Source organism: Rhizobium gallicum bv. gallicum R602sp (genome assembly GCF_000816845.1).
GTDB classification, from domain to species: Bacteria; Pseudomonadota; Alphaproteobacteria; order Rhizobiales; family Rhizobiaceae; genus Rhizobium; species Rhizobium gallicum.
Genome location: NZ_CP006877.1, coordinates 2,062,817 through 2,088,900, shown reverse-complemented (window position 1 = coordinate 2,088,900; position 26,084 = coordinate 2,062,817). Strand labels below are relative to the sequence as shown.

The following is a 26,084-nucleotide window of genomic DNA, read 5'->3' as shown; positions in this document are numbered from 1 at the left end:
CGGCGCCAAAGACGTCAGTCGTGCACGAAGTCGGTAAGCTTCCACCCTGCAGACGCGCCGTCGAAATCGAGGACTGCAAGGCCCGCCGTGGGAAAGCCGTCCGGCAACGCACGGAGCAGGGCATCGTGACCGATGAGCGCTTCAAGCGTCTGCTCGGTTGTCGGGTTGTGACCGACAAGCATGACGGAGCCCACGGTCTGGCTGTCGATGATATCGAGGTAGACCTCGGGGGTGGCGTTGTAGAGTTGGTCGACGTATAGGATGTCGAGCGACAATCCCATAGCGCGATGCACGGCGCCCGTGGTCTCGCGGCAGCGCCTCGCAGTGGAGCTTATCAAAAGCTCCGGCCGGTAGCCTTTGTCGGCGGCGCGGTCTGCCACGAGTTCCGCTTCGTCATAGCCCTTTTCATTCAAAGGCCGGTCAAAATCCCGTTCGCCGGGCTGCGCCCAGGCGGCTTCTGCATGCCGCAACAGATAGATTCGTGAGGGCGAAGGCAAGGTTGCGGTCATAGAAGATTCCACGAGCGAAGGAGCCTTTTCAGTAGCGTCCGTGGATCACCGCCGTCAACCGCATCGGCATGGCGATGGCGCAAAACAGTAAGCTCAACACGCGTTCTTGAACGGGAAGCAAAAACCAGCATTGCTAATAGTGGTGCGAAAATAGTCTGTTAGCTTAAAAATGTAACAGATTTAAAAATCTGTTTACCTGTCGTATTTGGCTTGAACCCGCGATAGCGCTTGGGATATACACCCCGCCATATGAGATGTTCTTCAGGAGAATCGCGTTGAGTGAGAAGATCGATCTTAGCAGCTACGTTCCCTCGGAAGACGAGGAATTCATGAACGCAAACCAGCGGGCTTACTTCAGAGCCAAACTTGTTGCCTGGAGAAATGATATCCTTAGAGAAGCGCGCGAGACACTCGATCATCTCGCAGAAGAAAGCGCCAACCATCCGGACCTCGCGGATCGAGCCTCTTCCGAAACGGACCGGGCAATCGAACTTCGCGCCCGCGACCGCCAGAGAAAGCTGATTTCCAAGATCGATGCAGCATTGCAGCGGATCGAAGACGGCACCTATGGCTACTGCGAGGAAACCGGCGAGCCGATCGGCATCAAGCGTCTCGACGCACGTCCGATCGCAACGCTGTCGATCGAGGCGCAGGAGCGCCACGAGCGGCGCGAAAAGGTTTATCGCGACGAGTGAGCTTTTCAGAGTTCTTCGTAGAAATTAAAGGCACCGCCGTCTGCGGTGCCTTTTTTCTTGCGAGAGCTTTCCTGCAGGCAGGGCGGCTTACTTTTCGCGATTGACGCTCATTTCACCAAAGATGCGGGCCACTTCCTTTTGAAGGTCGGCATCGGCGCCGGTGATCGGTGCCATGTCCGGATCGCGGCGCTGCGGGTTGGCGGGCTGTGGCGGAACCGGGCGGGCAGGGGCGTTCGCAGCGGGAACAATGCGCTGCGCCGCAAGCGTATTGTTCATCTCCTCCTGAAGAATGCGCTCGAAGTCGCTGGGCGCTGCCTTCGACGTGGTAGCAGCGTCGCCGGTCACGACAGGTATGCCTTCGGCAACGGTCGGAAGGCTCTGTGCTGGCGGCGTCGAGACCTGCGGCTCCATCCGCTGCTGCGGCAGAACGCGCTGGCGCGCCGCGTCGAGGATGTCGGCGGCGTTGGCTGCCTCGAACACGGGGGCGGCGGCGGGCCGCTCCGCCGGCCTCGAAATGATCGGCGGCAAAGCAGCAGGGCTGGCAGGCTCCCGCTCGATTTTTGCCGCCACGGCCGATGTTGCCGCAGACGGCACCGCGGGCTCCTGTTCAGCGGGTGCTACTGCAGGAGTGATTGCTACGGGATGCAGACGCGGCTCGACGGCAGGCGCGGGGGCTGGAGCCGGAGAATAGGGTTCGTCAGGTTCCGGTTCGCGCTCGAAAGCGGTGACCGGTCTTGCCGGCTTGACAGGCGGCTCTTCGGGCGTCGAGACGACAGGCTCCGGCGGGGCTAAGGGCGCTATGAATGCGTGGTCGGAACCCTCATCTGTATCCTGCAGGATGCGGCTTTCGATAACGATGTCGGTCGGACCACCGATCATGATCAGATGCTCAACGTCGTCACGGCGCACAAGCACCAGCCGCCGGCGCGTATCGACGGCTGCGGCATCCAGCACCTGCAATCGCGGCTGACGGTTCTTGCCGCCGCGTACAAAGGGTGAGGGCGCTCGGCTGCGGAGGATCCACAAGATACCGATCAGGAGCACCAGCGCGATGCCGACGCCGCCCGCTGCGAGGAGGAAACGGCTGCCATAGGCGCCCATTACTTCGTCGAACATAATCTTCTACTCCGGTTGCCGCGTTCGCCATAACATGACGGCTTTTCAGCTCCTTAGGCAATAGGCAGCCTGATTGTCCAGTCATGTCCGAACGCCAGGACATGTTTCTGCGGCGCGCTTGGTTGTCGAAATTGGCGCCGTTCGTTGTGAATTCAAGCATTCTTGGCTCTTCACAGTGTTTTTGCGGACGCAGCAACTTGCTAAGAAGGAACGATCGCCTGATTCCTGCTTTGTCTTGAGATTATAAGCGAATGTTGGACAGGCTCATGTGAGGAATAGATGACGACACCACGTCAGGCTGACGACTACAATGCCCCGATCGTGGATCGCGGAGGACGCTCGGGAACGGCTGTTCGCATCATTCTTCTGGCGCTTGTGCTTGTCGCAGCCGCAGGCAGCTTCGTGTACTTCAAGGATTCTCTCGAAAACGAGATGGTCCTCGGCGTGCTGGGCGTGCTGGCCATGGTCGGCATCTTCTTCCTCGTTTCCTCGGTGATCGGCTTCATCGAGGTCATGCCCCAGCGGCAATCGGATAGTCTCGCTAGGTCATTTCTCAACAGCCATCCGGACGGTTCGCTGATTACCGATGGGAAGGGCCGGATCATTTACGCCAACGCGGCCTATGGAAAGCTGACCGGCGCCCGCAAACCGACCGAAGTGCAGACGCTCGAAGCGCTGCTTTCGCGCCACCGAGAATCGAACGAGGCGCTTTACCGTCTGTCGAACGGGCTGCGCGAGGGCAAGGAAGGCCAGGAGGAATTCCGTCTGCTTCGGACCCTTGGCCCGGCAACGAACAATTCTGGCGCTCACTGGTACCGTCTCAAGGCGCGAACCCTGCGAACCGAGGAAGGTGCCGGCAAGCCGCTACATATCTGGCAGATCAGCGACATCACCGCCGAGCGCGATGACCAGGAGCGCTTCTTCAAGGAACTGCAGAACGCGATCGATTACCTCGACCATGCGCCGGCAGGGTTCTTCTCGGCAGGGCGCAAGGGCGAGATTTTCTACCTGAACGCAACACTTGCCGAATGGCTGGGGCTCGATCTCACGAAGTTCGTGCCGGGCTCGATGACGATCGGAGATCTTGTGGCAGGAGGCGGGCTGGCACTGATCCAGTCGGTGCAGGCCGAGCCTGGTCTCAAGAAAACCGATACGCTCGACCTCGATCTTAAGAAGGCGAACGGACAGAGCCTGCCGGTGCAGATCATACACAGCGTGACTTCCATGCGCGACGGTGCGCCGGGCGAGAGCCGGACGATCGTGCTCAGGCGGCAATCGGGCGGCGAGAACGAGCAATCCGCTTCTGCCGCGGCGATGCGCTTCACGCGCTTCTTCAACAACACGCCGATGGCGATTGCCTCGGTCGACGGCGACGGTCGGATCCTGCGCACGAATGCGCCATTCCTCAAGCTCTTCTCCGGCATCGTTTCGCGCGATGACGTCGAAAATGGCGCAGCGCTCGAAGTCATCCTTCAGGAAAGCGATCGACAGAGGCTGAAAGATGCCCTGGTTGCGGCAAGGGATCGCCAGGGCGATATCCCGCCGATCGACTCGCGCATGCCGAACGATGAAGCGCGTCATTTCCGTTTCTACGTCAACGCAGTCATCGACCAGAGCGACGAGGCGCCGGAAGAGGCCGCGATCGTTTATGCCGTCGAGATGACGGAGCAAAAGGCGCTGGAAGCGCAGATGGCGCAGACGCAAAAGATGAATGCGGTCGGCACGCTTGCCGGCGGTATCGCGCACGACTTCAACAACGTGCTGACGGCGATCCTGTTGTCTTCCGACCATCTGCTGCTGCAGGCGCGGCCGTCCGATGCAAGCTTTGCCGACCTGATGGAAATCAAGCGCAATGCGAACCGCGCCGCGGTTCTCGTCCGCCAGCTGCTTGCCTTCTCGCGCAAGCAGACGATGCGTCCGACGGTATTGAACCTCACGGATGTCGTCGGCGACCTGCGCATGCTTGTCGACCGGCTGTTATCCGGCACCAACGTCAAGCTCGATGTCGAATACGGCCGCGATCTCTGGCCGGTGAAGACTGACCTGTCGCAGTTCGAGCAGGTGCTGATCAATCTTTGCGTCAATGCGCGCGACGCGATGCCTGAGGGCGGCAAGCTGACGCTGCGCACCCGCAACGTGACGGCGGCGGAAGTGGCCGATTTCAATTATTCCTACATGCCGCATGAGGACATGGTGCTGATCGAGGTGGCCGATACCGGCACCGGCATTGCGCCCGACATCATGGACAAGATATTCGAGCCCTTCTTCACAACCAAGGAGGTGGGCAAGGGCACGGGTCTCGGGCTGGCGATGGTCTACGGCATCGTCAAACAATCCGGCGGCTATATTCAGCCGGAATCCGAAGTCGGGAAGGGAACGACCTTCCGGGTCTTCCTGCCGCGCCACGCCATTGACGCGGCTGTCGCCGCCGAGGCGGACGCTGTTGCGGCAGCCGAGGCCGGTGCGGCTGCACAAATGCCGGCCGCAGCTCAGCCGGAGCAACCGGAAGACCTGACGGGCAACGCCGTCATTCTGCTCGTAGAGGACGAGGAAGCGGTGCGCCGCGGCGGCAAGCGCATGCTGGAAACGCGCGGCTACACCGTGCACGAGGCGGGCTCAGGCGTCGAAGCGCTCGACATCATGGACGAGCTGGACGGCAAGGTGGACATCGTCGTTTCTGACGTCGTCATGCCAGAAATGGACGGGCCGTCGCTGCTGCGCGAATTGCGCAAGCGGTATCCGGACCTGAAATTCATCTTCGTTTCCGGCTATGCGGAAGACGCTTTCGCCCGCAACCTGCCTCCGGACGCCAAGTTTGGGTTCCTGCCGAAGCCCTTCTCGCTGAAGCAGCTCGCCGTCGTCGTCAAGGAAACCCTGGAAGGCGAGTAGGGGAGGCGGCAAGCCTTCCCGTCAAAATCTCAATCGTCGAGCGCCACGGCAATTTCTGCCGCCAGGCGGGCATTGTTCTCGACGAGCGCGATATTTGTCTGCAGGCTCCGTCCGTCGGTCAGATCGAATATCGTGCTGAGAAGATAAGGTGTCACGGTCTTGCCGCTGATTTCGTCGCGCTCGGCGCTGTCGAGTGCGCGCTCGATATAGATCTCCATCTCCTCGCGCGGAATTTCATCTCCTTCCGGAACCGGATTGGCGATCAGCATGCCGCCCTCGATGCCAAGCTGTTCGCGGGTGATCTGGAAATTGGCGATGGCGGCCGGGCTGTTCAACGTCAACGGGCTGCGCAGGCCCGAGGAACGGGACCAGAAGGCCGGGAACTCGGCACTCTCGTAGGTGACGACAGGAACGCCGCTGGTCTCCAGCACTTCCAGCGTCTTGGGGATATCGAGGATCGCCTTTGCGCCGGCGCAGACGACGATGACGCCGGTGCGGGCAAGCTCCTGAAGGTCGGCCGAGATATCGAAGCTCTCTTCGGCACCGCGATGCACGCCGCCGATGCCGCCGGTCGCAAAGACCTTGATGCCGGCGCGGGCAGCGGCGATCATCGTGGCAGCTACCGTCGTGGCACCGGTGCGGCGCTCGGCGATCGCGAAGGCGAGATCGGCGCGCGAGACTTTCATCACGTCCTTTTCCTTCGCGAGCTTCTCAAGCTCGTCCGGCTCCAAGCCGATGTGCAGGACGCCGTGAATGACGGCAATCGTTGCCGGAACGGCACCCTGCTCGCGGATAATCGCCTCGACACTGCGAGCCATTTCGATATTGCCGGGGTAGGGCATGCCATGACTGATGATCGTCGATTCAAGCGCCACCAGCGGCGCGCCGCGCTGCTTTGCAGCTGCAACCTCCTTGGAATAGGAGACCGGCAGGAGGGGGGAGATCGGTTTCGTCATTGTCTCTTCCGTTTCATCGATGTTGCCGCTTCAATGCAGAATTTTGGCACGCTGAACAAGGGCAAGGGTTTCGGCAAGCAGTTCCGCGGAGAGTTTTTCGTTAACGGCATAAGGCGACTGGACCGTGAGTGCAGCAGCGGCCACGCCGTGCCGCAGGGCTTCCTCGAGCGGCAGATCCTGCATCAAGGCAAACAGGACGCCGGCTGCAAGCGAATCTCCGGCGCCAGTTACGTCGGCAATGGTCTCGACCGACGGCGGCTGCAGGCAGAAGGTGCCCCCCTTGCCGAAGGCGATCAGTTCGCGCTGCCCGCGCGTAACGACACCGCTCTTCAGGCCTATATCACCGAGCAGTGACACCCAATCCTGCGGCTTGTCCGGGCATTGGCCGGTCAGGGCTGCGGCCTCCGCCTCGTTGAGGAAGAGATGGTCGATACCGCATATGCAGGGCTTGAGCTTGACCACCTTTGCCGGCGAGATGGCAATCGCGGCCACGGCTACGCCGAGCGAATTGGCGCGGCTGACGATCGCCACGATCGTCTCTTCCGGCAGGTTCGCGTCGAAAAGGATGAGGTCGTTTGCGGCAAAGGCTTCGCGCACCCAGCGGATCGCCAGCCGGCGCGGGACGAAATAGCGGTAAAGCTCCATGTCCGCGAGCGCGATCACCAGGTTGCCGTCCCGCTCCAGAATGGCCGTGTAGCTCGGGGTCTTGCGATCGAGAAAGACGAACGGCCGGTCGTTGACGCCGGCTGCATAAGCCGCCTCCGTCACCATCTCGCCTGCCGGATCGCCTCCGCGCGGCGAGATCATGGTGACGTGAGCGCCGAGCCGTGCAAGGTTTCTCGCAGCATTGAAGCCGCCGCCGCCCGGCTCCTCGAACCAAGCGCCCGGGTTGCTGGCGCCTGGCGCCGTCTCGCCGGAAATGCGCCCGCGCCGATCGATATGTGCGCCGCCCAGAACGAGGATTCTTTTCATCGCCCTGAATGCTCCCAGCCGATGGAGGAAACGAATCGTAGCAGGGCGCCGGATGCGGCAGCCTTGGCGTGACGCCTCCTAAGGCGTTGCTTTACATTGATAAAACATATATAGAACACGGGCTGTTTTACCTTTTTCTTTCAATTGTTTGGGCACCTATTGTGCGCTTGGAACATATAGGGTACAAACCAGACATTGCTCAAGCGGCTTCAATAACCTAAAGGTGGATCGGATGTCTCAAAATTCATTGCGGCTCGTAGAGGACAAATCGGTGGACAAAAGCAAGGCGCTTGAAGCGGCACTCTCACAGATTGAGCGGTCGTTCGGCAAGGGCTCGATCATGAAACTCGGCTCCAACGAGAATGTTGTCGAGATCGAAACTATTTCGACCGGTTCCCTCAGCCTCGATATCGCGCTCGGCATCGGCGGTTTGCCCAAGGGCCGCATCATCGAGATCTACGGACCCGAAAGTTCCGGCAAGACGACGCTTGCGTTGCAGACGATCGCCGAAGCGCAGAAAAAGGGCGGCATCTGCGCATTCGTCGATGCAGAACATGCGCTCGATCCGGTCTATGCCCGCAAACTCGGCGTCGATCTCCAGAACCTCCTGATCTCGCAGCCGGATACCGGTGAGCAGGCGCTCGAAATCACCGATACGCTGGTGCGCTCCGGCGCCGTCGACGTTCTCGTCGTCGACTCCGTTGCAGCGCTGACACCGCGCGCCGAAATCGAGGGCGAGATGGGCGACAGCCTTCCGGGCCTGCAGGCGCGCCTGATGAGCCAGGCGCTGCGCAAGCTCACGGCGTCGATCTCCAAGTCGAACACCATGGTCATCTTCATCAACCAGATCCGCATGAAGATCGGCGTCATGTTCGGCTCGCCCGAAACGACGACAGGCGGCAACGCGCTGAAGTTCTACGCCTCCGTCCGGCTCGACATCCGCCGTATCGGCGCGGTCAAGGAGCGCGAAGAGGTTGTCGGCAACCAGACCCGCGTCAAGGTCGTCAAGAACAAGATGGCGCCTCCCTTCAAGCAGGTGGAATTCGACATCATGTATGGCGAGGGTGTCTCGAAGACTGGCGAATTGATTGATCTCGGCGTCAAGGCGGGCATCGTTGAGAAGTCCGGTGCCTGGTTCTCTTATAACAGCCAGCGCCTCGGCCAGGGCCGCGAGAATGCCAAGCTCTTCATCCGCGACAACCCGGATCTCGGCCGCGAGATCGAGATGGCGCTTCGGCAGAATGCGGGGCTGATTGCTGACCGATTCCTGCAGAATGGCGGGCCGGACGCCAACGATGGCGATACAGACACGGATATGTAATTTGCAGCTTCAGTTTTGATGTATCGAAACCGGCCGCATTCCTTGATCAGAATGCGGCCGGTTCTCTTTGTCTGCTGGACAGTGGTTAATGCGGACGATAAAAGCCACTGGATTTGAGTTTGACCTGCCCTTGGGCAGCATTGAAGGGCATAGCATGAGCGGCGTGAACGATATCCGGTCGACCTTCCTCGACTATTTCAAGACGAACGGCCACGAGATCGTGCCGTCGAGCCCGCTCGTGCCGCGCAACGACCCGACGCTGATGTTCACCAATGCCGGCATGGTACAGTTCAAGAACGTCTTCACGGGCCTGGAACAGCGCCCCTACCGGACGGCATCGACGGCGCAGAAATGCGTCCGCGCCGGCGGCAAGCACAATGACCTCGACAATGTCGGCTATACCGCGCGCCACCATACCTTTTTTGAGATGCTCGGCAATTTCTCCTTCGGCGATTATTTCAAGGAACGGGCGATCGAGCTTGCCTGGAACCTGATCACCAAGGAATTCGGTCTCGACGCCAAGCGCCTGCTGGTGACCGTCTATCACACGGACGACGAAGCCTTTAACCTCTGGAAGAAAATCGCCGGGCTTTCGGACGAAAAGATCATCCGCATTCCGACCAGCGATAATTTCTGGGCGATGGGCGATACCGGCCCTTGCGGCCCCTGCTCGGAGATCTTCTACGATCACGGCGATCACATCTGGGGCGGCCCGCCCGGATCTCCGGAGGAAGACGGCGACCGCTTCATCGAGATCTGGAACCTCGTTTTCATGCAATATGAGCAGTTGACGAAGGAAGAGCGCGTCGACCTTCCGCGCCCCTCGATCGATACCGGCATGGGACTTGAGCGCGTGGCGGCCGTGCTGCAGGGCAAGCACGACAATTACGATATCGATCTCTTTCGCGCGCTGATCGAAGCTTCGGAGGAGGCAACAGGCGTCAGGGCCGAGGGTGAGCGCCGGGCGAGCCACCGCGTCATCGCCGACCATCTGCGCTCCTCCGCATTCCTCATTGCCGATGGCGTGCTGCCGTCGAACGAAGGCCGCGGCTACGTGCTGCGCCGCATCATGCGCCGGGCCATGCGCCATGCGCAACTGCTGGGGGCCAAGGAACCGCTGATCTGGAAGCTGCTGCCGGCACTCGTCCAGCAGATGGGTCGCGCCTATCCGGAACTCGCACGCGCCGAAGCACTGATCTCCGAGACGCTGAAACTCGAGGAAACCCGTTTCCGCAAGACGCTGGAGCGAGGCCTTTCGCTGCTTTCCGACGCGACGACGACGCTCGGCAAGGGCGATATGCTCGACGGCGAGACGGCATTCAAGCTCTATGACACCTACGGCTTCCCGCTCGACCTGACGCAGGATGCGCTGCGGGCCCGCGAAATCGGCGTCGATCTCGCCGGCTTTACCGATGCGATGGAGCGTCAGAAGGCCGAAGCCCGCTCGCATTGGGCAGGCTCGGGCGACAAGGCGACCGAGACCATCTGGTTCGAACTCAAGGAGAAGCATGGCGCGACCGAATTCCTGGGCTACGACACGGAGACCGCCGAAGGCGTCATCCAGGCGATCGTCAGGGACGGTGCCGCCGTGGCGTCCGCCTCGGCCGGCGACAAGGTGCAGATCGTCGTCAACCAGACGCCGTTCTACGGCGAATCCGGCGGCCAGATGGGCGACACCGGCATCATCAGCTCGGATCATGCGAAAGTGGAGATTACCGATACGCAGAAGAAGGGCGAAGGTCTGTTCGTGCATTCAGGGACTGTCGTCGAAGGTTCGCTGAAGGCCGACGAGGCCATCGCGCTGACCGTCGATCATGCACGCCGGTCGCGCCTGCGCGCCAATCACTCGGCAACGCACTTGCTACATGAGGCGCTGCGCGAAGTGCTGGGTACGCATGTGGCGCAGAAGGGTTCGCTGGTTGCGCCCGAACGCCTGCGTTTCGATGTTTCGCATCCGAAGCCGATCACCGCCGAAGAACTCAAGGTCGTTGAGGATATGGCAAACGAGATCGTGCTGCAGAACGCGCCGGTAACGACGCGGCTGATGAGCGTGGACGACGCGATTGCCGAAGGTGCGATGGCGCTGTTCGGCGAGAAATACGGCGATGAAGTGCGAGTCGTCGCTATGGGGCAGGGCGTTCGCGGCACGAAGGCCGGCAAGCCTTATTCGATCGAACTCTGCGGCGGCACGCATGTCGCCGCGACTGGTCAGATCGGGATTGTGCGCATCCTTAGCGAAAGTGCCGTCGGCGCGGGTGTCCGCCGCATCGAGGCGGTTACCGGTGAGAATGCCCGCGAATATCTGGCCGAACAGGACGAGCGTTTGAAAACGCTTGCTTCGTCGCTGAAGGTTCAGCCTGCCGACGTGCTTTCGCGCGTCGAAGCGTTGATGGACGAGCGCCGCAAGCTCGAGCGGGAACTTGCCGATGCCAAGCGCAAGCTTGCCATGGGCGGCGGGCAGGGCGGCTCGACGGACGCGGCGCGTGAGGTTGCCGGCGTGAAATTCCTCGGCAAGGCGGTCACCGGCGTCGATCCGAAGGATCTCAAAGGGCTTGCCGACGATGGCAAATCAAGCATCGGTTCGGGCGTCGTGACGCTGATCGGCGTTTCTGACGACGGCAAGGCAAGCGCAGTCGTTGCCGTAACGCCGGACCTGACGGCGCGGTTCAGCGCCGTCGATCTCGTGCGCATCGCATCTGCTGCCCTTGGCGGCAAGGGCGGCGGCGGCCGGCCGGACATGGCACAGGCGGGTGGCCCCGACGGCTCCAAGGCCGACGAGGCGATCGAGGCGGTGGCGGCAGCACTTGCTAGCTGATTTCATCTGACGGCGAGGTTCGAAAGGCGGGGCTGGTCCTCCGCCTTTGTATGGGTGCCCCCCCGTGATCGGCACGCAATTCCGCAGGATTTGGCAAATCGGGTTATGGTTTTCTGCAGCCGATCGATTTGCACGAGGCTTTGACATGAATGGCGACGGCATGGGCACTTTATAAAAACCGCCTGTGGCGAGTTTCGGCCTGTATCCACGATCATCTCGACGAGGATCCGGATATAGTGCGCCTTGCCGAAATCGCCTGCATGTCGAGCTATCACTGGCACAAGATTTATCGCGCGATTTACGGCGAGACGCTGGCGGCGCCGTCAATCGGCTGCGGCTGCATCGCGCTGCGGCGATATCGTCTGCACGGATCTCACTGTCGGCGAGATTGCGAAGCGATCCCGCTATCCCAATCTCCAATCCTTTAACCGCATCTTCAAATCCGTCTACGGCATGCCGCCAGCGCGCTACCGGAAAGAGGGAAGCCATAAAACCTTTGACCCCTCACCTTTCGGAGAGACAGCGGCCATGTTCGACATAACCTTACGCAAGATAGTGCCGATCGAATTGAACGGCGTTGTCCATACAGGCTCCTCTTTGCAGATCGGCAAGGCGTTCGAGACGCTCTTCGGCGCGCTCCATGCCCGCGGCCTGGCAAAACCGGAGATGCGGATGATCGGTGTCTATTGCGACGATCCGGATATCGTGCCGGCGGAGAATCTGGGCTCCATCGCCTGTGCGACTGGCGGGTCAGGCGGACCGATTGAACCGCCTTTCGAACGGCGGACGATCGACGGCGGCGAACATGCCGTTCTCCGCCATAAGGGACCCTACGCCGATATGCACAGCGCCTATCAATGGCTCTAGGCGGAATGGCTTTCCGAAATCGGGCAGGCAGATTAAGGACGGCGCGATGTTCGAGGAATATCTCAACAATCCCCGCGACGTTCCGCCGACCGAATTGCTGACGGATATCTACATGCCGCTCGCATGACGCCTACTGCATCTGCTTCATGACTTCATCGTCCAGCGCGGTGGCTCGCCTGTAGCCTTCGCGGTTGGTCACGCGACCAAGATAATCCGCGAAGGCCTGGCGCTTTTCGAACGTGCCGAAGCCCATCCCCCAGCCGATATGCGAACCGACGTAGACATCGGCGGCCGTGAAGCGGTCGCCGGCGATATAGGGCGAGGCGCTGACAGCTTTTTCGAGCGTATCCATGACGTCGCCGAAGCTGCCGTAACCAGCCATCCTGCTTTTTTCGGCGGGCGTCACAAAGCCGAGTGCACGGTTCGTGGCAGCGGCTTCAAGTGGGCCGGCGGCGAAGAACATCCATCGGTAATAGCTGCCGCGTTCATTCGGTCTTGGAGCGAGCTCCTTTTCCGGAAAGGTCTCGGCGAGATAGGCGCAGATTGCGGCGCATTCCGTGACGACCGTATCGCCATGCCGTATCGCCGGCACCTTACCCATCGGGTTGACGGTCAGGTATTCCGGCGCCTTCATCGTGCCCCCGAAGGTCATGATTTCCGTGCGGTAGGGAACGCCGGTCTCCTCCAGCATCCAGCGGGCGATGCGGCCGCGCGACATCGGGTTCGTATAGAATACCAGTTCCTCCGCCATGTTCTCCTCCTCTTGTTCTTAATTTCGGTTTAGCGTGCGCCCAAGCAAAATCAAGCCTTCTGCTCAAAGCGCCTTGCGGTACTGGATGAATCCGGAGCGTTCGGCGATCTGGTCGTAGAGGCGCCGCGCCGTCGCATTGGTCTCATGTGTCATCCAGTAGAGGCGTCCGGCGCCGTTATTACGCGCAAGGTCGGCAACGGCCTCGATCAAGGCCGCTCCAGTTCCAAGGCCGCGCTGGTCGGCTTCGACATAGAGGTCCTGTAGATAGCAGGTCCATTGCGGCAGCCAGCAGGAGCGGTGGAAGATGGCGTGCACGATCCCGGTGAGGCGGCCATCGCCGTCGAAGGCGCCCAGCGCGTACATCTCTTCGGCCCGATCGTGGAAGCGGCTCCAGGTCAGGTCGGTGGTCTCCGGCGGAATGACGACTTCGTAGAAGCACTGGTAGGCGGCCCACAGAGGCTCCCAGGCGGCGCGGTCAGAGGCCTGCAGCGGGCGGATGGTCGTGGTCATTCTGGCGCTCCCCATTCTGTCGCTGAAATGAAAACGGCGGGAAGAGCCCGCCGTTTCGTTGTTCGATGTCTTCGGGCGCCTCAGGCGCCCATGGCTTTTTGGAGGTTGGAGTCGATCTTGTCGAGGAAGGCAGTGGTCGAGAGCCACGGCTGGTCGGGGCCGATCAGCAGTGCCAAGTCCTTGGTCATGAAACCGGCTTCGACGGTGTCGACGCAGACCTTTTCCAGCGTTGAGGCGAAGCGGGCGAGCTCGGCATTGTCGTCGAGCTTGGCGCGGTGCGCGAGGCCGCGGGTCCAGGCGAAGATCGAGGCGATCGAGTTCGTCGAGGTCTCCTGGCCCTTCTGGTGCTGGCGGTAGTGGCGGGTGACCGTGCCGTGTGCGGCTTCGGCTTCGACCGTCTTGCCGTCCGGCGTGAGCAGAACCGAGGTCATCAGGCCGAGCGAACCGAAGCCCTGGGCAACGGTGTCGGACTGGACGTCGCCGTCATAGTTCTTGCACGCCCAGACGTAACCGCCGGACCACTTCAGCGCCGAGGCGACCATGTCGTCGATCAGGCGGTGCTCGTAGGTGATGCCGGCTTCCTTGAACTGATCCTTGAACTCGGTCTCGTAGACTTCCTCGAAGATATCCTTGAATCGGCCGTCATAGGCCTTGAGGATGGTGTTCTTCGTCGAAAGGTAGACCGGCCACTTTCGCATCAGGCCGTACATCATCGAGGCGCGGGCGAATTCGCGGATCGATTCATCGAGGTTGTACATGGCCATGGCAACGCCGGCACCCGGCGCGTTGAAGACTTCCTTCTCGATGACCTGGCCGTCTTCGCCGACGAACTTGATGGTGAGCTTGCCCTTGCCGGGGAACTTGAAGTCGGTTGCGCGGTACTGGTCGCCGAAGGCGTGACGGCCGACGACGATTGGCTTGGTCCAGCCCGGAACGAGGCGCGGAACGTTCTTGCAGATGATCGGTTCGCGGAAGATGACGCCGCCCAGGATGTTGCGGATCGTGCCGTTCGGGCTCTTCCACATTTCCTTGAGGCTGAATTCCTTCACGCGGGCTTCGTCCGGCGTGATCGTCGCGCACTTGATGCCGACGCCGTATTTCTTGATGGCATTGGCGGCGTCCACCGTGACCTGATCGTTGGTCGCGTCGCGGTTTTCGACCGAGAGATCGTAGTAGTCGATGTCGAGGTCGAGATACGGATGGATCAGCTTATCCTTGATGAGCTGCCAAATGATGCGAGTCATTTCATCGCCGTCGAGATCGGCGACGGGATTGGCGACCTTGATCTTCTTCATGTATCTGCCTCGTAAGCTGGATGGGGACGCAGGTCCCGGGTGGGTGACGAAAAAATCCCGAGCGCTATAGCATTGCGAGCCGGGAACGCAAAGCCGCAAGCGCCGTTCAAGGCGCATTTTGGCGTGCCTTTGCCAAGTCTGAAGATTCGGCTAGTGTCCGTCGCTATTGCCTTTCGAACCGGATATTTCATTATGAAGACGATCGCCCTTCTGTTTCTCGCCGTCGTTGGTCTTCCTGGCGTCTGCGATGGAGCGGAGATTCCGGCCCCGGTGCAGGAAATCATCGATGCGACCGTCAAGAATTGGTCGGGCAACGACACCGAATGGATTGATATCTTCGGCCCTGGAAAGCTCGACAAACTCTACAGCAAGGATTTTGTCGCGAAATATCATGAGGCCGAGAAGCACCCGGCGATGGAGGAGGGCATCTCGCCCTTCGACTACGACGTGATCGTCAACGCCCAGGACGCATGCCCGCTCCAAGACCTGACGCTGACACCCCAGACGGCTGCCGACGGGAAGGAGGAGGTCGTCGTCAGCTTCCGCAAGATGGCCTGCGGCGATGCCCCGGAGGCGCAGACCATCTCAAGCGTGCGTTTCGAGATGGTCATTGATGGCGGCAAGCCACTGATTGACGACATCATGATGGAGAATGCCGACACAAAGGAAATGCCCTCGCTGAAGGCGGAAATGGTTGCAATCGCCAAGGGCGAGTGAAGGCGACGTCCGATTTGATCGGCTGCACCCCGAACTGGTCTATCCTAAGGCATGGGCCTTGCCGTTTCGGTTGTGCAAAGCTATTCCCCGCATGAAAGCAAGGACGGCATTCATGGCAGGCACGAACAGCGAACGTAAACTTTTGGCCGAAGGACCGGTCATCATTCTGGTCGAGCCGCAGATGGGCGAGAACATCGGCATGGTGGCGCGAGCGATGGCGAATTTCGGCCTTGCCGAATTGCGCCTCGTCAATCCGCGCGACGGTTGGCCGAACGAGAAGGCACAGGCCGCCGCCTCGAAAGCCGATCACGTCATCGAAAGCACTAAGGTTTTCGAGACGCTGGAGCAGGCGGTCGCCGACCTCAATTTCGTCTATGCGACGACGGCGCGCGAACGCGATGGCTTCAAGCCGGTGCGGTCCCCGGTGGTAGCCGCCGAAACGCTGCGGGCGAAATTTCGCTCGGGCGAGGGCACGGGCATCCTTTTCGGCCGTGAACGCTGGGGCCTGACCAACGAGGAAGTGGCGCTCGCCGACGAGATCGTGACCTTCCCGGTCAATCCCGCCTTTGCCTCGCTGAACATCGCGCAGGCTGTGCTTCTGATGTCCTACGAGTGGATGAAATCCGGCATGGAGGATAAAGGCACCGTGCCGTTCCAGGCGACGTCGCAGACGCAATCGACGAAGGAGCAGCTCTTCGGCCTTTTCGACCAGTTGGAAGAGGCGCTAGAGGCACGCAATTATTTCCATCCTGCCGGGAAAAAGCCGAAAATGGTAGACAATCTGCGTGCAGTCCTTTCGCGCCGCGCCTTCACGGAACAGGAAATCAGCGTGCTGCGCGGTGTGATATCCTCCCTTGACCGCTTCTCGCGCAAGTATCCGCGCGGAAGCCGGCCGCCTGCAGACGCCAAGGAACAGCCAAAAGATGACATCAGCGGCGAATGAGCTGAAACCGGTCTTGATCTTCGATTCCGGTATCGGGGGACTGACTGTGCTCCGCGAAGCCCGCGTGCTGATGCCGGAACGCGGCTTCATCTACATCGCCGACGACGCGGGATTTCCTTATGGTGGATGGGAAGAGCAGGCGCTGAAGGAGCGTATCATCACGCTTTTTGGCAGGCTGCTCGGGGAATATGATCCGGAAGTCTGCGTCATCGCCTGCAATACCGCCTTCACGCTGGTCGGTGCCGATCTGCGCGCCGCCTTTCCGCAGAAGACCTTCGTCGGCACGGTGCCTGCGATCAAGCCCGCCGCCGAGCGGACGCGTTCCGGCCTCGTCTCCGTGCTTGCCACGCCCGGCACGGTCAGGCGCGCCTATACGCGGGATCTGATCCAGTCCTTCGCGCAGCAATGCCACGTACGCCTCGTGGGTTCGGAAAACCTGGCGCGCATGGCGGAGGCCTATATCCGCGGCGACGCCGTCTCGGACGAGGCCATCATGACGGAAATTGACCAGTGCTTCGTCGAAAAGGACGGCCGCAAGACGGACATCGTCGTGCTTGCCTGCACGCATTATCCCTTCATGGCGAACCTTTTCCGGAGGCTTGCGCCATGGCCCGTGGACTGGCTTGATCCGGCGGAGGCAATCGCTCGGCGGGCGCGCAGCCTTGTGCCGCAGGTAGCCGATGGCGTTCACCCCGACAATTTCGACTTTGCGGTCTTCACCTCCGGCAATCCGGATTTCGCCACAACGCGCTTGATGCAAGGCTTCGGGCTGACAGTCAGGTGACGCTTCCGGTACTCAATCGTGATAGGATACTGTGCACGATCGGATCAACCTCGAAGGTGGGCGTGCAATGGCGACGGGCGAAGACTTGCGGCGCATCGCGCTATCGCTGGCGGGTACGGTCGAGGCGCCGCATTTCGATCGAATGGCATTCAAGGTCGCGCGAATCTACGTCACACTCGCCGCCGACGGCCGGACGGCAAACTTCAATTTCACGCCCGACGAACAGCAATTCAAATCGATGATGTTGCCGGACGCCTTCTCGCCGGTGCCGAATGCCTGGGGCAGGCGGGGCTGGACGGCCACCGATCTGTCGCGACTGAGCGAGGAGGATCTCGAGAATGCATTGCGCATGGCGTGGGCGCATGCGCAGCCTGGGAAGCCGGCCCGGCGATGAACGCCCGACCGCGTAGGCAAAATATCCGCATTCGCTGTGGGTTTTGCAAACGCGTGGGCGAAATGTCCGGAAATCTTTGATAGACGGAAGCGCGCCGTTTCGGGACAATGGCGCTTCGCATCATTGAGTCTCATCTGATAGGTCATTGCATTGCAGGTTGGTATCGATATGGGAATGGCGTCAGGGAACACCCCGGCGACGCTCGATATCGAGGAGCTTCTGGCGACCCGTCTTCTCGTTCAGGGCAATTCCGGCTCCGGCAAGTCGCATCTGCTGCGACGCCTGCTTGAGCAGTCCGCGCAATGGGTCCAGCAAGTCATCATCGATCCGGAAGGCGACTTCGTCACGCTCAGCGACCGATTCGGCCACGTCGTCGTCGATGGCGAACGGACCGAGGCTGAGCTTGCGGGCATTGCCAACCGTATCCGCCAGCATCGCGTTTCCTGCGTCCTGACGCTCGAAGGTCTCGACATCGAGCACCAGATGCGGGCTGCTGCCGCCTTTCTGAACGGTATGTTCGATACCGATCGCGAATACTGGTACCCGGTGCTCGTCGTCGTCGACGAGGCACAGATGTTTGCCCCGTCGGTTGGTGGCGATGTTTCCGAAGACGCCCGCAAGATGTCGCTGGGTGCCATGACGAACCTGATGTGCCGCGGCCGCAAACGCGGGCTGGCGGGGGTGATCGCCACGCAGCGCCTCGCGAAACTTGCAAAGAACGTTGCGGCGGAAGCCTCGAACTTCCTGATGGGCCGCACCTTCCTCGACATCGACATGGCGCGTGCCGCCGACCTTCTCGGCATGGACCGGCGCCAGGCCGAAATGTTCCGCGATCTGAAACGCGGCAACTTCGTGGCCCTCGGTCCGGCACTGTCTCGCCGTCCGCTGCCGATCCAGATCGGTGCCGTGGAAACCTCAGCGCGCTCGTCGAGCCCGAAGCTGATGCCGCTGCCGGATGCACCGCGGGATGTCGAGGATCTGATCTTCACGCCTTCCCCTGAGGAATTCCAGCGGCCAATCATGCGCCGAACGGCACCGGCGCCACGGCCGACGACGGACATCCTGGCAGAACTTTCGCGCTCCGCGCCCGCTGCGACGGCAGCGCCTGCCGAGCCGCGTGCAAACCATCCGGATCTCTCCACCGAGGAGCGCGAGGAACGGCTTTCGGCCATGCTTTTGGAAATCCTCGACGATCCGGCTTCGGGTTTCCGGACGGATTCTGTACTCTATCAGGAATTCCTGGTGCGGCTGCGGATGCGCCGCGTGCCCGGGCCGCCGATGTCGCTTCCGGATTTCCGCCGGCACGTGGCAATCTCGCGCTCGGGCGTCGATGCCGCAACGGCCGCGACGGAAGGGTGGGCGACGGCGCTGTCGCTTTCAACCAGCGTGACCGACGATCTGCAGGGCGTGTTCCTGATGCTGGCCAAGGCCGCGGTCTGCGGCGAGCCTTGCCCCTCCGACGCCCGGATCGCGCGTGCCTACGGCACGCATTCGGCTCGCCGGGCCAGGCGTCTCCTCGGCTATTTCGAGGAGCAGGGCACGATCGTCGTGCACACTGATTTCGCGGGCAAACGCATCGTGGCGTTTCCGGATATGAACTGCCAGACTGCGCCGGGCGATGCGAATGCGCCTGATGATGCGCGACAAGCGGCGGAATGACGCACAGCTAAGCTTCAATCAGATGGAGGCTTCGACACCGCCGATGACGGCATCGGTATCGGTGCGTCGGTCGAACTTGCAAGTTAGCCGCCGTGTCGGCCGCCTATCCTAACAGAATGTATCTATTATCTGTCGGGACGACGGTAAGCGATTCGGTCTGAAAAGAGGTTATCCAGATACTGACCGCCTCCGGCCAAAACTGCTCGGATGAGATTCTAGCTCGGCTGGCAATTCCACAACATCAGCGGAGAATTCGTGCGGTCGGGATGCCGGGGATTGGAAATAATTCTTATGAGGCCACTTTGTGTAATTGCACGTGTGGCCCAACCAACCTGAGAAATTTCGAGCGACCGATGTGCGGGCATTGTGATGTTCGCGATAGCGATCAACGAGCAGCTGAATATAGCGATAAACGCGATATCCCCCAACGCGCTCCGCTGTTGACATTTTCATGACGAGCCCCTAAAGACCGCGTGAGCACCGGGCAGCAATGTCCGGTGTTTCATTTGACATGTCCCGTGGATTTGTCCTGTTCGCGTAATAGGATAGTCCTGTCGGGCTTTCGGAAGAAAGCCAAAGGAGGGCGTGTTTCCTTCGCGCGGTTTGGAAACAAACCGTCCTAACACTCTGAAAGGAAATACGATGAGCAAGCGCGAATCGTCCAAGTACAAGATTGACCGCCGTATGGGCGAAAACATCTGGGGCCGTCCTAAATCCCCGGTGAACCGCCGCGAATACGGCCCGGGCCAGCATGGTCAGCGCCGCAAGGGCAAGCTTTCCGACTTCGGTGTGCAGCTGCGCGCCAAGCAGAAGCTGAAGGGTTACTACGGTGACCTGCGCGAGAAGCAGTTCCGCGCGATCTTCGACGAAGCCAACCGCCGCAAGGGTGACACCTCGGAGAACCTGATCGGTCTTCTGGAGTCCCGTCTCGACGCGATCGTCTATCGCGCCAAGTTCGTTCCGACCGTCTTCGCTGCCCGCCAGTTCGTGAACCACGGCCACGTGACCGTGAACGGCGTCCGCGTCAACATCGGTTCCTACCGTTGCAAGGCCGGCGACGTCATCGAAGTTCGCCAGAAGTCGAAGCAGCTCGTAACCGTTCTGGAATCCATCGGCCTCGCTGAGCGCGACGTTCCGGAATACATCGAAGCTGATCACAACAAGATGGTTGCGACCTTCGCACGCGTTCCTTCGCTCTCCGACGTTCCGTATCCGGTCGTCATGGAGCCGCATCTGGTGGTCGAATTCTATTCGCGTTAATCAACGCGAGGCGTTTTCGCATACGGAAAAGCCGCCTCCTGGGCGGCTTTTTTGTTCTCTGGAGAGAAGCCATGGTGGATTTGCAGGCTGTCCTCGACAGCATCTACAAGGAGCTGACCCCCCGCATCGGCGAGGGCAAGGTCGCGGACTATATCCCTGAGCTTGCAAAGATCGATCCGCACCAGTTCGGCATGGCGGTCGTGACGGTCGATGGCAAGATCTACCGCGCCGGCGATGCCGGCGTGCCGTTCTCCATCCAGAGCATTTCCAAGGTCTTCATGCTGACCTTAGCGCTCGGCAAGGTCGGCGAGGGACTCTGGAAGCGCGTCGGGCGCGAACCTTCCGGGTCAGCCTTCAATTCCATTGTCCAGCTCGAGCATGAGCACGGAATCCCGCGCAATCCCTTCATTAATGCCGGGGCAATCGCCGTCACCGACGTCGTGATGGCCGGTCATGCGCCGCGCGAGGCGATCGGCGAACTGCTCCGCTTCGTTCGCTATCTGGCGGACGACGAGTCGGTGACGATCGATGAGAAGGTGGCGCGCTCCGAGACGCAGACCGGATACCGGAATTTCGCGCTCGCCAATTTCATGCGCGCCTACAAGAATATCGATCATCCGGTCGAACATGTGCTTGGCGTCTATTTCCATCAATGCGCGCTGTCTATGAGCTGCGAGCAATTAGCAAAGGCCGGGCTGTTCCTTGCAGCCCGCGGCAGCAATCCCATGACCGGCCATTCGGTCGTGTCGCCGAAGCGCGCGCGGCGCATCAATGCACTGATGCTCACCTGTGGCCATTACGACGGCTCGGGCGACTTCGCCTATCATGTCGGCCTTCCCGGCAAGAGCGGCGTCGGCGGCGGCATCTTCGCCGTTGCCCCGGGGGTCGCCTCGATCGCCGCCTGGTCGCCGGGTTTGAACAAGGTGGGCAATTCGCAGCTCGCGGCCGTGGCGCTGGAAATGCTTGCAGCGCGCACAGGCTGGTCGGTTTTCGGCGATTGATGCTTCGTAGACGCATGGCTTTCTGCTAAGGCAGAGTCATTGGATTGGGTAGGACGATGAATATCGCAGCCAACATTGATGAGGCATTCGGGGAGGCTGCGGGAGACGGCGTGACCGCCCATGCGCTCTTTGCCGATGCCCCGGGTTCCGTCTCGTTCAACAAGCTGCGCAAGCGCCTGCTCCGGCAGGTTCGCCAAGCCTTCGACGATTTCGGCATGCTGAAGGGTCAAAAGCGCTGGCTGGTCGGCATTTCAGGCGGCAAAGATTCCTACGGTTTGCTGGCGCTGCTGCTCGACTTGCAATGGCGTGGACTGCTGCCGGTCGAGCTGATGGCCTGCAATCTCGACCAGGGCCAGCCGAACTTTCCGAAACATATCCTGCCGGATTTTCTGACGAGGATCGGTGTAAAGCACCGCATCGAATATCGGGATACCTATTCGATCGTGAAGGAGAAGGTACCGGAGGGGGCGACCTACTGCGCCCTCTGTTCCCGTCTTCGCCGCGGCAACCTTTACCGCATCGCGCGGGAGGAGGGCTGTGATGCCCTGGTGCTCGGCCATCACCGCGAGGATATCCTCGAGACCTTCTTTATGAACTTTTTCCATGGCGGGCGTCTCGCCTCCATGCCGGCGAAGCTGCTCAACGACGAAGGCGACCTCATGGTGCTCAGGCCGCTTGCATATTGCGCGGAGGACGACATGGCGAAGTTTGCGGCGGCCATGCGGTTTCCAATCATCCCCTGCGATCTCTGCGGCTCGCAAGACGGCCTGCAGCGCAATGCGATGAAGGATATGCTTGCGGATATCGAGCGGCGCATGCCGGGGCGCAAGGACACGATGCTGCGGGCGCTTGCGCATGTGAACCCCTCACACCTGCTCGATCCGCAGCTTTTCGATTTTTCCAGCCTGATGGTCACAGAGCCGTCACCGAAGAGCGCATAACTGGGCTAACGCTCAAGAGTAAGGACATGCCATGACTTCGACTGTTGATGTGACGACGCTCTCCGATCTCCTCAGGCGGGCGGCGAAGGCCGAGATATTGCCGCGCTTCCGGCGGCTTGGCAGCGGCGACGTACGGGTCAAGACCGAGGCGACTGACCTGGTGACGGAAGCCGACGAGCAGGCTGAGCGGATGATGAAGGCGGAGGCGGCAAAACGCTGGCCGGACGCAGTCTTCATCGGCGAGGAGTCGGTTGCTGCCGACCCTGCGCTGCTCGGCAAGCTGCAGGGAGCGGATCTTGCGATCGTCGTCGATCCAGTCGACGGCACCTTCAATTTTGCTTCCGGCATTCCCGCCTTCGGCGTCATGGCTTCGGTCGTGTCGAAGGGTGAAACCGTTGCCGGCATCATCTACGACCCGATGGGTGACGACTGGGTGATGGCGGAAAAGGGGGGCGGCGCCTGGCTGCGACGGCCGGAGGGCGAGTCGCAGCGGCTTTCGGTGGCAGCGCCGGTGGCATTGGAACAGATGGTCGGTATGGCTTCGACCGGCTACCTACCGAAGGAGAAGCGTCCGGAAATTCTCGCAAATCTCGCAAAGGTACGCTTCCTCGTGAATTACCGCTGCGCCGCGCATGAATACCGGACATTCGCGTCAGGACACGTGCATTACCTGATGTACAATAAGCTGATGCCCTGGGATCATCTGGCGGGAACGCTGATCTGCCAGGAGGCGGGCGCCCATGCGGCGCGTTTCGATGGAACGGCCTACCTTCCGCACCACGTCGGCGGTGGGTTGCTGATCGCTCCGGACAAGGCGTCGTGGGAGTTGCTGCGGCGGGAGGTTTTCACGGTCTGAGGAGCGAGGGCGTAAGCCTCGATCCATGCCCGACATATAGGGAATGCATATTTCCTCCCAAGCAGTTTTGATCACGATATAGCCCCGCTTCTAAGCGGGGTTTTTCGCGTCGGGCTGGGCTTAGTTCGTCGAACTTGTCGTCACCTGATCGACCGGGATGCCGGGCGAGTTTTGCGGGAGGGATGCGATTGCGAACATCGCAAAGGCATAAGCGGCAAATACTGAAGCCGCGACGGTGGTCTTGATCATCTCTTGCTCCATCGTTGCCAGGGCAGATTAGCCCGAAAGGGCGATGGCCACAAGAAATATGAACGCCAGATGAACAAAAGGTCATGGAAAGTGTCCGCATCGTCGCGCGCGGCGTGCCGTCAGGCTGCTCGAGACCCGAGCGAAATGCGCTGGAACGAGTCGCCTGGTGATTCGTTGAGTCGAATGTTTTGCGTGAGGTATTGCGTCATGGAGAAAAAGGATATCCGGAAATTCCCGCCCGTCAGGATCAAACTCGGCGGACGCTATCGCGTCGTCAAGACGGTTCACGATGCCTACAAGCTGATGGTCACCGAATGGCCGATCCACGATGGCCCGGCGCTCTACCGCGCCGAGATTACATGTCTGGATGCCTTCAACGACGCGACGCCGGCCGCTGAGGTGCGGAAGAAATTCCTGGTCGCCGCCAGCGAGGCGCACCTCGAATATGTTGTCTGATCCGGCGTGATGAACTCCGTTGATATCGGCGATCTACTCGGTACCGGCAAGGAGGCGGAGGTCTACGAGCATGGGGCGCTGGTCCTTAAGCTTTACAGGGTCACCGCGTCCAAAAATGCTGCGTTCAGAGAAGCCGCGATTCTGGCGCACATCGAGCCATTTGGCCTGCCGGCGCCAAAAATTTCAGACGTCAGACAGTATGGCGACCGCTGGGGGCTGTTGATGACCCGGGCCCGCGGGCAGCCTTTTGCCAATGCGATGATCTCCCAGCCCGCGTTGATTCCAAAATACCTGGATGAAATGGTGCGGCTGCACAGGGAAATCCACGGCCAAGCCGCCCGCGCCCTTCCGGAGCTCAAGGCGAGACTGGGCTCAAATATTCGGCATGCGCCATTCTTAAGTACAGCACATCGTGAAAGGCTTCTGAGGGGGCTCGATACCCTGCCGAACGGGAACGTTCTCTGTCACGGAGATTTTCATCCCTCAAACATCCTCGGCTCACCTGGTCAAGCGATGGTCGTAGATTGGTTGGACGCATGCGCCGGCAGCCCGGCCGCCGACGTCTGTCGCACCTATGTCCTGATACATCATGCAGCTCCCGAAATGGCCATGCGCTATGCCGAAACCTATGCAAGAGCCAGCGGCCTTGCCCTAGGCGATATTTTCGCCTGGTTGCCCTTTGTCGCCGCGTCCCGGCTGGCAGAGGGGGTTTCGAAGGAAGAAGACGAGCTGATACGAATGGCTGAGACGGGTTGGTCAGATATCTGATCGCGCGCCAATCGCAAATTCTCCAAATCGAAATTCCGCCTGCCGGCGCAAGGCGCAGGCTGACATGGCACACCATCACAAATGCGCGGCACCCGGGTCGAGTTGCGGGCTGTCGCCCGGGTGGGTGAAGAGCTTGCCCTTTTCGGCAAAGAGCGTGGCGACGATGCTGATTGCGCCGAAGACCGCAAAGCCTGCAAAGAGCGGCTGGACGGTACCGTTGAAGAGCTGGCCGACGCCTCCTCCGAGCAGCGCGCCGACGGAGGTCGAGACGAAACCGGTGATGGCGGTCGCCGTGCCTGCAAGATTGCCCATCGGTTCCAGACTGATTGCCGTGAAGTTCGTGGCGATGACGGCAAACATCATCAGCAGAATGGAGAACAGAGCGTAGTCCAACGCGAAATTGACTTTGGCATCGAGCGCCATGACCCAGCCGAACGCCGAAATCACCGTAAAGAAGATCATTGCGGTGTGCGAGATGCGGCGCATGCCGAAGGTGCGCACGAAGAAGCCGTTGGCGAAGTTGGCAACGGCAATGCCGCCTGCCGTTGCCGCAAAGGCGATCGGCAGCCAATCCCCGAGGCCGTAGACTTCACCGAAAACCTGCTGGACGGAGATCACATAGGCGCTAATTACGCCCGTGAACATCGTGAGCCCGATCATGTAGCCGCAGGTGATGCGGTTGGTGAGAACGGTCCTGAAGCCGTCGACGATCGAATCGACGGACAGCGGGATGCGCTCATCGGCCGGCAGCGACTCCTTCAGGCGTAGCAGTGCCCAGAGGAAGAGCACCGCGCCGACGATGCCGAGCAGGATGAAGATCCAGTGCCAGTCGGTGTAGCTGATGATCAGCTGGCCCACGGAAGGCGCGACGATCGGCACGATCATGAAGACGATCATCACGTAGGACATGACGCGGGCCATTTCGCGGCCGCCGAAGCAGTCGCGGACAACCGCCATCGTGGTGATGCGCACCGCGGCGCCGCCAATACCCTGGACGAAGCGCATGACGAGCAGCATCTCGAAGCTGCCGGTCAGTGCCGCGCCGAACATCGCCAGCACGTAGACGGCGAGGCCGCCGAGCAGGATGCGGCGGCGGCCGAAGGTGTCGGAGAGGCTGCCGAAGATGATCTGCGAGACACCAAAGCCGAAGAAGAAGACACCGATGATGAGTTGCGCATCGTTGGTGCTCGTCACGCTCAGCGAGCGGCCGATGGCGGGAAGCGCCGGCAGCATGCTGTCGATTGCCATGGCGATGCTGGCGGTCATGAGCGCGATCGTTATGACGAATTCCGTAAAGCCCATGCCGATCCGGCTGGAGCCTTGATTTTCAGTATGCGGTTTATGCTTCGGAATCATTCTT

24 protein-coding genes and 1 pseudogene are annotated in these 26,084 nt (G+C 60.8%); 16 read left to right on the top strand and 9 right to left on the bottom strand.

Annotation, left to right across the window (positions count from 1 at the left end; all coding sequences use genetic code 11):
- Window positions 1-14: 14 nt before the first annotated feature.
- A complete protein-coding gene (locus tag RGR602_RS10455) occupies window positions 15-509 on the bottom strand; it encodes a SixA phosphatase family protein (protein WP_039845042.1) in 495 nt (164 codons plus the stop codon).
- A gap of 275 nt (window positions 510-784) precedes the next feature.
- Between RGR602_RS10455 and dksA the strand changes: the two genes are divergently transcribed.
- Window positions 785-1,204, top strand: a complete 420-nt coding sequence (gene dksA / locus RGR602_RS10450; protein ID WP_028739636.1) for an RNA polymerase-binding protein DksA — start codon at window positions 785-787, stop codon at window positions 1,202-1,204.
- 87 nt (window positions 1,205-1,291) lie between these two features.
- On the opposite strand, the gene RGR602_RS10445 is transcribed toward dksA, so the two are convergent.
- The gene (locus RGR602_RS10445) at window positions 1,292-2,320 is read right to left on the bottom strand and encodes a flagellar biosynthetic protein FliO (protein WP_039845041.1); all 1,029 of its coding nucleotides are present in this window, start codon (window positions 2,318-2,320) and stop codon (window positions 1,292-1,294) included.
- Between the two features lie 279 nt (window positions 2,321-2,599).
- Here RGR602_RS10445 and cckA point away from each other — a divergent pair, with 279 nt between their 5' ends.
- Window positions 2,600-5,209: a cell cycle histidine kinase CckA gene (gene cckA, locus RGR602_RS10440; RefSeq protein ID WP_039845040.1), complete on the top strand. Its 2,610-nt coding sequence runs from the start codon at window positions 2,600-2,602 to the stop codon at window positions 5,207-5,209.
- Between the two features lie 29 nt (window positions 5,210-5,238).
- Here cckA and RGR602_RS10435 read toward each other — a convergent pair whose 3' ends face one another.
- Together RGR602_RS10435 and RGR602_RS10430 are read right to left on the bottom strand one after the other, a co-directional pair.
- Window positions 5,239-6,165 carry a pseudouridine-5'-phosphate glycosidase gene (locus tag RGR602_RS10435; protein ID WP_039845039.1) on the bottom strand — a complete coding sequence of 309 codons (927 nt, stop codon included), beginning with the start codon at window positions 6,163-6,165 and terminating at the stop codon, window positions 5,239-5,241.
- A gap of 30 nt (window positions 6,166-6,195) precedes the next feature.
- Window positions 6,196-7,137 carry a carbohydrate kinase family protein gene (locus RGR602_RS10430; RefSeq protein ID WP_039845038.1) on the bottom strand — a complete coding sequence of 314 codons (942 nt, stop codon included), beginning with the start codon at window positions 7,135-7,137 and terminating at the stop codon, window positions 6,196-6,198.
- Between the two features lie 232 nt (window positions 7,138-7,369).
- On the opposite strand from RGR602_RS10430, the gene recA reads away from it, so the two are divergent.
- From recA to RGR602_RS10415, 3 genes and pseudogenes are all read left to right on the top strand, one after another.
- On the top strand, window positions 7,370-8,458 hold the full coding sequence (recA, locus tag RGR602_RS10425) for a recombinase RecA (protein WP_028739637.1): 1,089 nt from the start codon (window positions 7,370-7,372) through the stop codon (window positions 8,456-8,458).
- 154 nt (window positions 8,459-8,612) lie between these two features.
- Entirely contained in the window at window positions 8,613-11,273 is a 2,661-nt protein-coding gene (gene alaS, locus RGR602_RS10420) for an alanine--tRNA ligase (protein WP_039845037.1), read from the top strand.
- A 149-nt stretch (window positions 11,274-11,422) separates the two neighbouring features.
- Window positions 11,423-12,267, top strand: a pseudogene (locus RGR602_RS10415) (AraC family transcriptional regulator).
- 3 nt (window positions 12,268-12,270) lie between these two features.
- Here RGR602_RS10415 and RGR602_RS10410 read toward each other — a convergent pair.
- The 3 genes from RGR602_RS10410 to RGR602_RS10400 all read right to left on the bottom strand — a co-directional run bounded on the left by RGR602_RS10410 (window position 12,271) and on the right by RGR602_RS10400 (window position 14,696).
- Window positions 12,271-12,891, bottom strand: coding sequence for a glutathione S-transferase family protein (locus tag RGR602_RS10410; RefSeq protein ID WP_039845036.1), 621 nt, complete (start codon window positions 12,889-12,891; stop codon window positions 12,271-12,273).
- 63 nt (window positions 12,892-12,954) lie between these two features.
- Complete coding sequence (locus RGR602_RS10405; RefSeq protein WP_039845035.1) at window positions 12,955-13,401, bottom strand: GNAT family N-acetyltransferase; 447 nt, start codon at window positions 13,399-13,401, stop codon at window positions 12,955-12,957.
- A gap of 80 nt (window positions 13,402-13,481) precedes the next feature.
- A complete protein-coding gene (locus RGR602_RS10400) occupies window positions 13,482-14,696 on the bottom strand; it encodes an NADP-dependent isocitrate dehydrogenase (RefSeq protein ID WP_039845034.1) in 1,215 nt (404 codons plus the stop codon).
- Between the two features lie 192 nt (window positions 14,697-14,888).
- Here RGR602_RS10400 and RGR602_RS10395 point away from each other — a divergent pair, with 192 nt between their 5' ends.
- From RGR602_RS10395 to RGR602_RS10355, 9 genes are all read left to right on the top strand, one after another.
- Complete coding sequence (locus RGR602_RS10395; RefSeq protein WP_039846780.1) at window positions 14,889-15,413, top strand: hypothetical protein; 525 nt, start codon at window positions 14,889-14,891, stop codon at window positions 15,411-15,413.
- A gap of 112 nt (window positions 15,414-15,525) precedes the next feature.
- Window positions 15,526-16,356 carry an RNA methyltransferase gene (locus tag RGR602_RS10390; RefSeq protein WP_039846779.1) on the top strand — a complete coding sequence of 277 codons (831 nt, stop codon included), beginning with the start codon at window positions 15,526-15,528 and terminating at the stop codon, window positions 16,354-16,356.
- On the top strand, window positions 16,337-17,140 hold the full coding sequence (murI, locus tag RGR602_RS10385) for a glutamate racemase (RefSeq protein ID WP_039845033.1): 804 nt from the start codon (window positions 16,337-16,339) through the stop codon (window positions 17,138-17,140). The genes RGR602_RS10390 and murI overlap by 20 nt, the downstream gene beginning before the upstream one ends.
- 67 nt (window positions 17,141-17,207) lie before the next feature.
- Window positions 17,208-17,534: an MmcQ/YjbR family DNA-binding protein gene (locus RGR602_RS10380; protein WP_039845032.1), complete on the top strand. Its 327-nt coding sequence runs from the start codon at window positions 17,208-17,210 to the stop codon at window positions 17,532-17,534.
- A gap of 150 nt (window positions 17,535-17,684) precedes the next feature.
- Entirely contained in the window at window positions 17,685-19,193 is a 1,509-nt protein-coding gene (locus tag RGR602_RS10375; protein WP_039845031.1) for an ATP-binding protein, read from the top strand.
- 642 nt (window positions 19,194-19,835) lie between these two features.
- Entirely contained in the window at window positions 19,836-20,453 is a 618-nt protein-coding gene (rpsD, locus tag RGR602_RS10370; RefSeq protein WP_039845030.1) for a 30S ribosomal protein S4, read from the top strand.
- A gap of 71 nt (window positions 20,454-20,524) precedes the next feature.
- Window positions 20,525-21,454, top strand: coding sequence for a glutaminase (locus RGR602_RS10365; RefSeq protein WP_039845029.1), 930 nt, complete (start codon window positions 20,525-20,527; stop codon window positions 21,452-21,454).
- A gap of 56 nt (window positions 21,455-21,510) precedes the next feature.
- Window positions 21,511-22,395: a tRNA 2-thiocytidine(32) synthetase TtcA gene (ttcA, locus tag RGR602_RS10360; protein WP_039845028.1), complete on the top strand. Its 885-nt coding sequence runs from the start codon at window positions 21,511-21,513 to the stop codon at window positions 22,393-22,395.
- Window positions 22,396-22,426: 31 nt separating this feature from the next.
- Window positions 22,427-23,251: an inositol monophosphatase family protein gene (locus RGR602_RS10355; protein ID WP_039845027.1), complete on the top strand. Its 825-nt coding sequence runs from the start codon at window positions 22,427-22,429 to the stop codon at window positions 23,249-23,251.
- 120 nt (window positions 23,252-23,371) lie between these two features.
- Here the strand turns inward: RGR602_RS10355 and RGR602_RS39190 are convergent, their stop codons facing one another.
- On the bottom strand, window positions 23,372-23,500 hold the full coding sequence (locus tag RGR602_RS39190) for a hypothetical protein (protein WP_257788081.1): 129 nt from the start codon (window positions 23,498-23,500) through the stop codon (window positions 23,372-23,374).
- Between the two features lie 207 nt (window positions 23,501-23,707).
- Here RGR602_RS39190 and RGR602_RS37060 point away from each other — a divergent pair, with 207 nt between their 5' ends.
- Window positions 23,708-23,956, top strand: a complete 249-nt coding sequence (locus RGR602_RS37060; protein WP_039845026.1) for a DUF982 domain-containing protein — start codon at window positions 23,708-23,710, stop codon at window positions 23,954-23,956.
- 9 nt (window positions 23,957-23,965) lie between these two features.
- Window positions 23,966-24,724 (top strand): aminoglycoside phosphotransferase family protein, encoded by a 759-nt coding sequence (locus RGR602_RS10345; protein WP_039845025.1) that lies wholly within the window; start codon window positions 23,966-23,968, stop codon window positions 24,722-24,724.
- 75 nt (window positions 24,725-24,799) lie between these two features.
- Here the strand turns inward: RGR602_RS10345 and RGR602_RS10340 are convergent, their stop codons facing one another.
- The gene (locus RGR602_RS10340; protein WP_039845024.1) at window positions 24,800-26,080 is read right to left on the bottom strand and encodes a multidrug effflux MFS transporter; all 1,281 of its coding nucleotides are present in this window, start codon (window positions 26,078-26,080) and stop codon (window positions 24,800-24,802) included.
- Window positions 26,081-26,084 lie beyond the last annotated feature (4 nt).